Source organism: Streptomyces sp. NPDC045968, from assembly GCF_056430475.1.
The window spans coordinates 112418-123184 of the sequence record NZ_JBWKLF010000010.1; the positions used below are offsets into that span (position 1 = coordinate 112418).

9 protein-coding genes and 1 pseudogene are annotated in these 10767 nt (G+C 69.7%); 6 read left to right on the top strand and 4 right to left on the bottom strand.

Annotation, left to right across the window (positions count from 1 at the left end; translation table 11 throughout):
- Nucleotides 1–32 precede the first annotated feature (32 nt).
- From AC07FA_RS27200 to AC07FA_RS27210, 3 genes are all read left to right on the top strand, one after another.
- Nucleotides 33–2099 carry a HelD family protein gene (locus AC07FA_RS27200; RefSeq protein ID WP_479078951.1) on the top strand — a complete coding sequence of 689 codons (2067 nt, stop codon included), beginning with the start codon at nt 33–35 and terminating at the stop codon, nt 2097–2099.
- 78 nt (nt 2100–2177) lie between these two features.
- Nucleotides 2178–2378: a type II toxin-antitoxin system VapB family antitoxin gene (locus AC07FA_RS27205; RefSeq protein WP_479078952.1), complete on the top strand. Its 201-nt coding sequence runs from the start codon at nt 2178–2180 to the stop codon at nt 2376–2378.
- A gap of 308 nt (nt 2379–2686) precedes the next feature.
- Nucleotides 2687–3469 carry a DUF4232 domain-containing protein gene (locus tag AC07FA_RS27210; protein WP_479078953.1) on the top strand — a complete coding sequence of 261 codons (783 nt, stop codon included), beginning with the start codon at nt 2687–2689 and terminating at the stop codon, nt 3467–3469.
- A gap of 129 nt (nt 3470–3598) precedes the next feature.
- On the opposite strand, the gene AC07FA_RS27215 is transcribed toward AC07FA_RS27210, so the two are convergent.
- The 3 genes from AC07FA_RS27215 to AC07FA_RS27225 all read right to left on the bottom strand — a co-directional run bounded on the left by AC07FA_RS27215 (nt 3599) and on the right by AC07FA_RS27225 (nt 6252).
- Nucleotides 3599–4105: an LGFP repeat-containing protein gene (locus tag AC07FA_RS27215; RefSeq protein WP_479078954.1), complete on the bottom strand. Its 507-nt coding sequence runs from the start codon at nt 4103–4105 to the stop codon at nt 3599–3601.
- Nucleotides 4106–4227: 122 nt separating this feature from the next.
- A complete protein-coding gene (locus tag AC07FA_RS27220) occupies nt 4228–5451 on the bottom strand; it encodes a hypothetical protein (RefSeq protein WP_479078955.1) in 1224 nt (407 codons plus the stop codon).
- 36 nt (nt 5452–5487) lie between these two features.
- Nucleotides 5488–6252 carry a peptidoglycan-binding protein gene (locus tag AC07FA_RS27225; RefSeq protein WP_479078956.1) on the bottom strand — a complete coding sequence of 255 codons (765 nt, stop codon included), beginning with the start codon at nt 6250–6252 and terminating at the stop codon, nt 5488–5490.
- 540 nt (nt 6253–6792) lie between these two features.
- On the opposite strand from AC07FA_RS27225, the gene AC07FA_RS27230 reads away from it, so the two are divergent.
- The 3 genes and pseudogenes from AC07FA_RS27230 to AC07FA_RS27240 all read left to right on the top strand — a co-directional run.
- Nucleotides 6793–7491, top strand: a complete 699-nt coding sequence (locus AC07FA_RS27230; protein WP_479078957.1) for a peptidoglycan DD-metalloendopeptidase family protein — start codon at nt 6793–6795, stop codon at nt 7489–7491.
- 57 nt (nt 7492–7548) lie between these two features.
- Nucleotides 7549–8379: an AfsR/SARP family transcriptional regulator gene (locus AC07FA_RS27235; protein WP_479078958.1), complete on the top strand. Its 831-nt coding sequence runs from the start codon at nt 7549–7551 to the stop codon at nt 8377–8379.
- A 59-nt stretch (nt 8380–8438) separates the two neighbouring features.
- Nucleotides 8439–9023 (top strand): annotated as a pseudogene (locus AC07FA_RS27240) (N-acetylmuramoyl-L-alanine amidase); the annotation flags it as partial.
- 125 nt (nt 9024–9148) lie between these two features.
- Here AC07FA_RS27240 and AC07FA_RS27245 read toward each other — a convergent pair.
- A complete protein-coding gene (locus AC07FA_RS27245) occupies nt 9149–10717 on the bottom strand; it encodes a hypothetical protein (RefSeq protein ID WP_479078959.1) in 1569 nt (522 codons plus the stop codon).
- Nucleotides 10718–10767: the final 50 nt, after the last annotated feature.

Genomic DNA, 10767 nt, shown 5'->3' on the forward strand with positions numbered 1-10767 from the left:
TAAACGTGTCTCGGTTGCTCTATTGTGGGGGCATGCCTCGCTCCGACTCCGTACTCACTGACGCCCTCGACCAGGAACGGTCCTTCCACGACGCCTGCCGCACCGCGCTCCACGCGATGGTCAACGGTGCCCAGGAACAGGTGGTCGTCGGCGCGGACGTCTCCGCGTCCGGCGCCGACGCCGAAGTGCTCGGCTACCAGCTGCGGACGCAGGCCAAAGAGCTCCGGGAACTGCCCGAAGGGCCGTTGTTCTTCGGCCGCCTCGACTTCACGCCGGGCTCGGAGTCGGCGGGCGAGCACGCCGGGCAGCAGTACCACATCGGGCGTCTGCGCATCACCTCGCATCCCTCCTCCCCGCCGCTCGTCGTCGACTGGCGTGCTCCCGTCGCCCGGGCCTTCTACCAGGCCGGTCCCCGCGATCCGCAAGGCGTCGCGGTCCGGCGCCGGTTCGGCTGGTCGTACGCGAGCCGAGGCGACTCCACCGACCTGACCAGCATCGAGGACGAGTACCTCGGCGCGGGCGAGACCCGGGAGAGCGGCATCGTCGCGGGCGAGGTCGAGCGTCCGCGCATCGGACCCATGCGGGACATCGCCGCCACCATCCAGCCCGAGCAGGACCATCTCGTCAGGGAGGAACTCGCCACCACCTTCTGCGTCCAGGGCGCGCCCGGTACCGGCAAGACCGCGGTCGGACTGCACCGGGCCGCGTACCTCCTCTACACCTATCCGCAGCGCATCCAGCGCGGCGGAATGCTGATCCTCGGCCCCAACCGCACCTTCCTCTCCTACATCTCCGAGGTGCTGCCCGCCCTCGGCGAGACCAGCGTGAGGCAGTCCACGCTCGACGACGAGATCGCCCGTCACCCGGTCACGGGGCGGGACAGCGAACACGCGGCAGCCATCAAGCACGACATCCGCATGGCAGAGGTCGTGCGCCGCGCGCTGTACGCACGCGTGCGCCCGGAGCTGGCGCAGTCCCTCACACTGGCGGACGGCTCGTACCGTTGGCGCGTCTCCGCGGAGGAACTGGAGCAGACCGTCCGGGACGTACGCGCCGAGGAACCTCCGTACGCGGTGGGGCGCGACCGGGTCCGTACGCGCGTCGTCCGCCGCATCCAGCGACAGGCCGAGCATCGCGCCGGCCCGTGCACCAACCTCTGGGTCCAGAAGGTGTCCCGGGCCCGGCCGCTCACCGCCCTGCTCAACGCCGTCTGGCCCGCCGTGCACGCCGAGGAGATCCTCGCGGACCTGCTCGCCCGCCCGGACCATCTGGCCGTCGCGGCCGAAGGCGTCCTCGGCGCGGACGAGCAGCGCGCTCTGATGTGGGCCGAGCCACCGCGTTCCCACAGATCGGCCCGCTGGTCAGCGGCCGATCTCGTACTCCTGGACGAACTCGCCGGCTTGATCGAGCGCCCTGCGGGCTACGGACACATCGTGATCGACGAGGCGCAGGATCTGTCCCCCATGCAGTGCCGCGTCATTGCCCGCCGTTCCCCCTTCGGCTCTCTCACGGTCCTCGGTGACCTCGCGCAGGGCACCACCCCCTGGGCCACGCGCGACTGGACCCGGCTCCTCGCCCACATGGGCAAACCCGACGCCGTCATCACCCCTCTGACCACCGGCTTCCGGCTCCCTGGCGCCGTCGCCGAGCTCGCCAACCGTCTGCTCGGCCATCTCGACGTGGACGTACCGCCGTCCCGCTCCCTGCGCCGCGACGGCGAAGCGAGTATCGCGGCGACCGACGACACGGCCGCCGCGACCGTCGCCGCCGTGAACGCCGCGCTGGAGTACGCCGGTTCCATCGGCGTCGTCGCCGCCGATGCCGAGTCCCAGGGGCTGTACGACGCGCTCACCGCCGCCGGGATCCCGGCCTCAGGGCCGGACACCCTGGGCGCGCGCGTGACCGTGGTGCCGGCCTCCGCGGCCAAGGGCCTGGAGTACGACCACGTGGTCGTGGTCGAGCCCGCCGCGATCGTCCAAGCCGAGCCCCGCGGTATGAACCGCTTGTACGTGGCGCTCACGCGGGCCGTCTCCCGGCTGCACATCGTGCATTCCAGGGCCCTGCCGGACGCACTTCGGGCCGACGCTCCGATTCCTTGACCTGACTGACCCGCCAGGGGCTCCGGAGATTCCGGCACTGCCCTGTTAAAGTCCCGGTCCGACGAAGGGAGCCCGCTCATGGCCAAGGTCAACATCAGCCTCGACGCCGAACTGGTGGTGGAAGTCATGGTCCTCGCCGGAGTCGGCTCGCCCCAGGACGCCGTCGAGGCGGTCGTGCGTGACTACATCGCCCGGGGGCACCGCACCGAGGCGCGCACCGAGCTCAAGGACCGGAGTCTGCGCGAGGTCGACGCCAGACCCCAGGAACCTCAAGGCTGACCGCCGGGCAGGGTGAGCGTGGGGCGACGCCGGGACCGGTTCACCCAGGAGTCCCAGGCACCGCCGCCCCCGTGGGCCTTCGGGTCGCCCGCGGGGGCTTTCCCGTGCCCGGTCGCGGGCGCCCGCTGTCGTTCCTACGGTGTGCGATGCCTTTCGGCACCACGCGTCCGACGGGTGAACCACGGACGTCAGCGGGACGTTAGTGGTACGTCAGCAGGACGGCAGGCCAGGGCCGCAAGCTGAGAGCAGACCAGATGTTCGCACCGGACATCGACCACGTACCGACCGCATCAAACGGGGAGCCCCACATGCGTACCTTCATCCGCCGTCCCGCCGTTCTCGCCGCGACCGCCGTAGCCGCCCTGAGCATGGCGCTCACCGCCTGCGGCGGCGACGACAGTGCGAAGGGCGACGCCGGCGCCGCGCCCGTCGCGGCTTCGAATGCCGCCAAGAGCGAGGCGGGCACGGGCACGACCGGCTCGACCACCTCCGGTGCGGGAACGACGGGTTCCAGCACGGCCGGAACGAGTGGTTCTGGCACGACCGGCTCCAGCACCGCCGGCTCGGGCACGTCCGGTTCGGGCACGTCCGGCTCGGGCACGGAGGGCTCCACCGGTGCGGCCACGCAGGCAGGTGCCAAGAAGAGCACCGCCAAGGCCCCCGCCTGCACCGTCAACGATGTGAAGGTCACCGCGGCCAAGCAGGGCGGCGTGCCCACCACGCACATCACGCTGACGGCGAAGAACACCTCGGGCCACGCCTGCACCCTGCTGCAGTACCCGGTGATCGGGTTCGGTGACCTTCCCCAGACCTCGAAGGACGTGCCGGCGGTCGCCAAGAGCAAGCCGGGCACGCCCATCGTGCTGGAGGCAGGGGCCCCGGCGTACGCGGCCGTGCGGATCAACAACGGCGGTGTCGACGAGGCGAACCACGCCGTCTCCTCCTTCTACGTGAACCTCTTCGCCTCCGACGGCCCCGCAGAGGGCAGCAAGGTCGTCACCGCACCCAAGGGCGGCATCGCGGTCGACGACGCGGCCGCCAAGACCGGCTACTGGACGTACGAGCTGCGCAACGGCGCCGACGACTTCTAGAGTCCGGCGCCCACTCCGCGATTCGTAGTCCGCGATTCGTAGTCCGCGGTGCCGCGTCCATCCGCTCCCCCGAGCGGATGGACGCGTTCCGCGGCCTGGACCGCATGCAGTTGGGCACGTGGCCCGGGATCAGTCGATGCGGACGGACGCGTGAGCGACGGCGCCCCTGCCGTCGGCGTTCCGGACGACGTGGCCGCCCTGGAACAGGTTGTTGCGTGCCTCCGGCGGTCCCATCTCGTCGGAGACCGGATAGCGCAGGAAACTGTTCTCCCAGCCCATGTCCGCCCAGGTCTGACGGATCGGGCCGTGGACTTCGTGCGCGCCGGTCTGAGGGGTCCAGTAGATGGACCCACCTTCGAAGTGGTTGAAACGGCCCACGCCGTCCGGGCACCCCAACTCGTCCGTAACGGGGTAGCCGAGGAAGTTGCCCGAGCCTCCGAGCTGCGCGTAATGGAGGCGGATATCTCCGTGGACCTCGTGCGCGCCGACCTCGGGCGACCAGTAGATCGACCCGTGCTGGAAGTCGCGTGACCGGCCGCGCCCGTCGGGGTTCGGGCCCTCCTCGCTGCCCGCCCCCGCGTCGGCCGGGGGTCCGATCCACTGGATCTGTGTCCACTTCTCGTCGATGGCTGACATCGGAACTCCAGTCCCGGGTTACGGACGCGAGAGGTGCCGCGTGATGTCCCGCGTCCTCGCCCGTGTGAGGGCAGGATGATGAAGGGGAATGGGACTTATGGCCTTTCTGGACATGGTGGATTTCATCTCGGGTCGGGTGAGCCGGTGGTCGTGTTGCCCGGCCCCCGGACGGCATCGAGCAGGGCCTGTCCCTGGCTGTCCACATACCTGGTGAACAGCTGCTGCGAGTATCCGAAGACGATGGCCCACGCGATGATCTGCGCCGTGGAATCGAGAGCGCTGAGGCCCGGTACGAATCCGCCGCGCATGAGCAACAGGCCGAGCACCGCCGTCAGAGCGCCCAGGGGCAGCTTCAACAGGGCGAGGACCACGGGGACGTTGTACGGCAGAGCGGTGCCCCGGATCCGGCGCAGTGCCGCCGCCGCCGCGATGGCGGCCGACAGGACGCCGATGATCTCGATGACGAGATAGTCGCCGGCCCGCGCGACCCTGGCGACCTCTCCGCTGGGGACGGGATCGGACGTGGACATCGGGACGACGTGGCTCGTCGTCGGGCACACGATGTTGAAGCCGTCCTTGACCTCGGGCGTGAAGCACAGAGGTACCAGCGCTTCCCAGAAGAGGGTGACCACGGCAACGGCCAGTGCGGCGAGGGTCAGTCCGCCGGTGACGGCGCCGACGATGCGCACGAAACTGCGTACACGCAACCGCTCGTTCCACAACAGCTTGCGGGCGAGACTGACCGTTTCGGCCAGGAAGGCCCGCTCGCTGGGGCGGACTTTGCGCTCCGCGTTGTGCTGGAGTCCGCGGGCGATGTCGGTGACCCGCACCCTCCTCGGATCGCTGGCCGCGAGATGTTCCTCCACCAGTGCCGTGATCTGGGGAAGCATCGCCTTGATGTCCTCGGCGGACGCCATCCAGACGGTGAGGTTCAGCGCCGCGTCCATATGCGCCTGTGCCACACCCAGAAGCGCTGCCCGCCTTCTGCCGGGGTGCCTGACGACGAGGGCCTGTTCCGCTTCGTCGAGCTCCGCGCGGGCTTTGGACGCGTAGCTCCCCACCACTCGGCGCCGGTCGGGATCGGCGTACGCCCGTGTGCTCAAGGCGTCGACGATGGCCTCCAGCTCTCTGATCCTGGCCCTCAGCCCCTCCTTCTGTTCCCATGGGCCCATGTCGTCCGACGGGGCGAGCCACTGCGACCAGCGCTGCGGCTCTTCCTCCCCGTCGGAGGAGCCGGCCGAGGGCACCGGCTGCGCCCAGAGGCCCTGCCCGGCGCTCTCCTCCCGGCCGGGCACTGAGGTGCGCGCCGCTCGTCTCTTCGCCGCACTGAGGGTCCATATGGCCATGAGGATGTCCTCCTCGGGGGCTCACCGGGTCGGCAGTCAGACTCCGTCCACCCGGTGCCCCCGCGCACCGAGCTGGGACGCGAGAGCGGTCAGCGAATCGCTGGTGCACTGCCCGGTCTGCCGGAGCCCCTGATCGCTCTGGAAGGCGCGCACCGCGGCCTGAGTGTTCGGCCCGTCGATGCCGTCGGCTGCCCCGGGGTGGTAGCCGAGCTGAGTCAGACCATGCTGTATTCCCCGCAGGGTCCCGAGGTGAATGACCAGCGCGCCGCCGTCTCCGATGACCGGTGGCGAGCCGTCCTGGAGGAACCGGACGGGGGTGACGGTGTCGGACCCCGCCGTGTCCAGGAAGAAGTCGTACAGGGTGTCCACGCCCTGGTACCGGCCATCGGGCGCACCGCCGATGATCTCGACCAGTGCCATGTGGAGGTGTGGGGCGGTGCCGCCGAACCGGAGCACGGAGCCGAGCACCTCGCCTCTCCTGACCTCGGTCCCTGTCGTCAGGTGGCTCGGCACGTTCTTGAGGTGCGTACAGAAGCCGCCCATCATGTCGTTGGGCGACCGCATGAACAGCTGGGCACCGTAGACCTTGGAGTCGTCCGCCGCGGGGGAGTGCGGGGTGAAGACGGTGATGTGGGAGTCGAAGGGCGCCCGGACTTCCGAGCCGTCCTCCGCGCCCAGGTCCATCCCGTATTCGATGTACCACTTCGCCGGAGGCTGGTGCGTTCCGATGTGAGGTCCGCCGAGGCCCGCTGTAAAGCCTGCGGGGAGAGGGCTGGACACGTCGGTGTCGAACGCTGTCATGTCACGCCTCCATGCATCTGCCCATGTCGCCGTGCAGTGAATGTGCTTCTTCGGGGTGAATGCGCTGCTTCGGTCAGGGCTGTGAACCTGCCTCGCTCATGCGCGAGGGAACGTGAGGGAAGATGTACTGCAATTTTATGTCGCCGAAGGGACCGTCGCGACCGGCGGACGGGGCATACGGAATTGGTCTCGCCATCTGGGGTCGACCCCCATCCAGCCGTGAGCAATTCGAGCCGGTGCCATGGATGTTGGGTATTCACCGATGGTTGATGGAACAGAGTTGTTGTCCGTTCCACAGTAGGGGGAGAGGGGCGGCCGGGTGCGTTCATATCGTGCGCAGACTGTTGTTGATGGCTATAGTGGCCGGTCGCCGTGGGCGGGTTTATAGTCGAAATGAGGCCGACTCCGTTGGCTGCGTTCGCTCGTGAAGTCCTTTCCACAAGTGGACGGCATGAGAGTTGAGGCAACGTCACCGGATTCTCCGCGGCCCCCCTGACGGACCGATACGGCCGACATCCCTGCGGTTACCAGGAGGCCATCATGCCCACGGTTGAGCTGTCCAACATCCGGTTCGGCAAGACCAACGAACAGATTCGGATCGTCCAGCGTGCTCTGATCGCTCGCGGCCACAAGATTCCGGGCGGTGCGACCGGTCATTTCGGTGAACAAACCAAGGCTGCCTACCGCAAGGAGCAGCTCAAGCAGGGCTTCAAGGGAGCCGACGCCGACGGTGTGCCGGGCAGCACGTCGCTCACGGAACTCGGCCGGCAGGAGGGCTTCGCAGTGGCTCGCGAGAAAGTCGGCGCCGCGAAGGCCAAGCAGCCGTCCGCGTCGGGTGGCCGGGTGCCCTCACCCGTACCCGGGCACAGGGTGACGTTCGATTTCCGCAAGCCGGGCCCGTACGCCTGGAAGCCGGACGGTATCGGCCGGCACACGGGCCAGGACTTCGCGGCGGCTTCCGGAACCCCGGTGGTGGCTGTACGCAGTGGGACCATCGAGTGGTCGAACGGCGACGGTGGCGCGTACGGCCAGTGGATCGGGCTGCACGGGGACAACAACCACGTGTACACGTACTGCCACCTCTCGACACGGCAGGTGAAGAAGGGGCAGCCCGTCAAGGCCGGACAGCAGCTGGGCAAGGTCGGGAACACGGGCAACTCCACGGGGCCACACCTGCATTTCGAGATGTCCAACGGCTCCCGCTGGTCCTACGGCAAGGTCGCTAAGCCGAGCTGGTGACGGCGGGAGCCATGAGTCACCGGGGCGGCATGTGCCGCAGGCGGCGGAGGACATGGCATGGACACAGACGTGGGCACGGGCGTGGAGTCGGGCGTGGAGTCCGACGCCTCTGAGCAGTCCGCGGTACGTCTCGGACTGCTCGGAGGTTTCGGCCTGTGGGTGGGGGAGGAGCCCGTCACCGTCCCCCGGGGATCGGAACGGGTACTGGCGTTCGTCGCCCTGCGATGCCGGAGTGCGGCCCCCCGGCCCTTGATCGCCGGCACCCTGTGGCCCGAGGTGTCCCAGCGCCGCGCGCACGCCGATCTGCGCGCGGCCCTGGCACGCCTGCCCGGCCGGGGCCGACAGGCCCTGGAGATACGTCCGGCCGAGGTGCGCCTGGCCTGCGGAACCACCGTTGACGTGCACCATGCACGTCGGACGGCACAGCGCCTGCTCGATCCGGCCGCGGCCGACCCCCTTCCCGATGCCCCGCTGGAAGCGGTACGCATCCTCTCCGCCGACCTGCTCCCCGGCTGGTACGAGGACTGGGCCCTGGCGGAGGCGGAGGACTGGCGGCAGTTGCGGCTGCATGCGCTGGAGACCCTGGCCGGGCGTCTGAGCACGGCGCGGCGGTACGCCGAGGCCGTCACCGCCGCACAGGCGGCGGTGCACGCAGAGCCGCTGCGCGAGAGCGGCCAGACCTGCCTGGTCCGGGCCCACCTGTCGGACGGGAACCCGTCCGAGGCGCTGCACGCACTCGCCCGCTACGCCCAGCGACTGCGCGAGGAGCTGGGCCTGGAGCCGGCCGAGGGGCTGTACCGGCTGGCCGCGGGCCAGGCCTCCTCACCATCCGCCGCGGCGTCACACCGGCGTCACGCGCCGGTCACGCCTGGCCGGGAAGAATGGTGAGGGCGAAGGCCGGCCGACGGACTCGGGACGGGCCGGCTCGACATCTTCCGAGGAGAGCCATGGCCACCCCACTTTCAGCAGACCGCTTCATTGCCGCACTGCGCTCCGGAGGGCTCACCGTGGTCGAGCACCGGTCGTGGCGCACACACAACCGTAACCACAAGGGGCTCTGGGGCCCTGTGCACGGAGTGATGATCCACCACACGGTGACCTCCGGCACGATGAGCAGCGTGGAGTTGTGCTGCAAGGGACACTCCTCGCTGCCCGGCCCGCTGTGCCACGGAGTCATCGCCAAGGACGGCAGGGTCTTCCTGGTCGGTTACGGCCGTACCAACCACGCGGGGAAGGGCGACGGCGACGTCCTGCGTGCGGTGATCGACGAGACCGCCCTCCCGCCGGACAACTCGGCCGACACGGACGGCAACGCACGTTTCTACGGCTTCGAATGCGTCAACCTCGGCGACGGGAGGGACCCTTGGCCGAAGGAGCAGGTGCAGGCCATCGAGAAGGTGGCCGCCGCCGTGTGCCGGGCACACGGCTGGAGCGAGCGCAGCGTGATAGGCCACTTGGAATGGCAGCCCGGCAAGGTCGATCCCCGCGGCCTCGAGATGGCGGCCGTGCGCCGGGGAGTGCGCGACCGGCTGGTCGTCGCGGTGCCCGGTACGCCGGTGAACTAGTCGCGATGCCACGGTCCCTGCGAGCGCGGCGCCCCGGTGAGTGTCTACGGCACCGGGGCGCCGCTGTGCGTGCATCAGCCGCGGTGCGTGTGTCAGGCGGGGACGAAGTCCTTCAGCCTGCTGCTCGCGACCGCCCCGCCCTGGTCGCGCACGATGACGAGCCCGCCCCCCGGCAGCGCCGGCACCACGGGCCGCTGCTCGTGGTGGAAGGCTCCCTGGCTGTCCGTCACGAGGTCGGCCTTCATGGTCACGCCGCCGACGATGAGCGACACCTCGACCGGCGTCTCGCTGCCGAATCCAACTCCGTCGATCACGACGGCGTCGGCGGACTCGGTCACGGTGAGGGACGGCCCGGCCGGGGGCGGCGGCTCGGGCGGAGCCTGCACCGCGACCGTGAACTCCGGGCTGCCCGCGAAGTCGTGCGGCGACGCCCCGCCGGCGCACAGCCCGTCCGGGACGCCACTGCCGTTGAAGGCCAGCTCGTTGCAGACCATGCAGCGTCGCCACCCGGCCTGACCGCCTTCGGGCGGCGACTCGATCTGCACGCCGTAGGACTCGCTCTCGGTGAAGTCGTGAGGGGCGCCGTCGTGACATATTCCGGCGAAGCTGGGACCGCCATGGGCGAGGCACTGGCAGCGATGACACCAGTTCCAGCTGGATTCAGCGCCCTCCATGACCCCGTTGCCGGAGATGCAGTACGCGCTGCTGCCCGTGAAATCGTGGGCGGTTCCGTCGCGGCACACACCGTCCGAGACCGAACCGAGAGCCAGGGCCAGGCACTTGCGGCACTGCCTCCACCCCGGCTGCCCCTGATCGAGCGAATTGGGGAAGACGCTGTACTTGCCGCTGGCACTGTGATCATGGAGGCCGCCCGCAGGACAGGGGCCCACCTCGAATCCCGTATAGCTCAGGGTCCGGCACGTGCCGCAGACCCGCCAGCCCGGTTGCGCGTCGGCCGGTTCGACGTCGAACGGGACGCTGTACGCGGGACTCTCGCTGAACTCGTGCACGCCCCCGGCGAAACACGTGCCCTCCGCGCCGCCGGAGACCAGCGCGAGGCATTTGCCGCACAGCAGCCATCCGGCCTGTGAACCGGTGGCGGTGCCCCCGAACGCGACGCTGTACCACGTGCCACTGCTCGACGTGTGGTGGGCGCCGTTCACGCAGACACCGGCCTGCATGGCGGAGACCAGGCCCTGGCAGGTGTTGCACCACTGCCAGTCCCGCTGCAGCGCCGCTTCCACCAGGGGGACGCTGTAGTCGAGACTGCCGGTCGCGTCGTGGACCCCACCGGCGTAGCACTGTCCGGCCGGGTGGCTGCCGTCCCACAGGCACTGACACTTGTTGCACCAACGCCAGCCCGGCCGGGTCGCGGGGTGCGGCCCGACGAGTACGGAGTAGTGGGCGCCGATCTCCGCGAACTCGTGGGGTGCCAGGTCATTGCACATACCGGGGGAGCCCTTGAACGCGAGGCACGCGCACTTCAGGCACGCCCCCCAGCCTTCCTGGGCGCCCGGTTCGGGGGTTCCCCACGGGGCCTTGTACTCCGCGCTCGTGAAGAAGTCGTGCATCCCGCCACCGATGCAGGCCCCGCCGACGCCGAAAGCGTTGAACAAGCCCTGACACCGGTTGCACTTGCGCCAGCCCTTCTGCGCGTCCATGAGCCTTTCTCCGTTCTGATGGGTGGCCGGAGACTCCGATGCGGGGCCGA

Bases quoted from the DNA above. Each gene is read 5' to 3' on its own strand.
- AC07FA_RS27245 (WP_479078959.1), bottom strand. From the start codon at position 10,717: ATGGACGCGCAGAAGGGCTGGCGCAAGTGCAACCGGTGTCAGGGCTTG.
- AC07FA_RS27225 (WP_479078956.1), bottom strand. From the start codon at position 6,252: ATGACAGCGTTCGACACCGACGTGTCCAGCCCTCTCCCCGCAGGCTTT.
- AC07FA_RS27215 (WP_479078954.1), bottom strand. From the start codon at position 4,105: ATGTCAGCCATCGACGAGAAGTGGACACAGATCCAGTGGATCGGACCC.
- AC07FA_RS27220 (WP_479078955.1), bottom strand. From the start codon at position 5,451: ATGGCCATATGGACCCTCAGTGCGGCGAAGAGACGAGCGGCGCGCACC.
- AC07FA_RS27210 (WP_479078953.1), top strand. From the start codon at position 2,687: ATGCGTACCTTCATCCGCCGTCCCGCCGTTCTCGCCGCGACCGCCGTA.
- AC07FA_RS27230 (WP_479078957.1), top strand. From the start codon at position 6,793: ATGCCCACGGTTGAGCTGTCCAACATCCGGTTCGGCAAGACCAACGAA.
- AC07FA_RS27235 (WP_479078958.1), top strand. From the start codon at position 7,549: ATGGACACAGACGTGGGCACGGGCGTGGAGTCGGGCGTGGAGTCCGAC.
- AC07FA_RS27200 (WP_479078951.1), top strand. From the start codon at position 33: ATGCCTCGCTCCGACTCCGTACTCACTGACGCCCTCGACCAGGAACGG.
- AC07FA_RS27205 (WP_479078952.1), top strand. From the start codon at position 2,178: ATGGCCAAGGTCAACATCAGCCTCGACGCCGAACTGGTGGTGGAAGTC.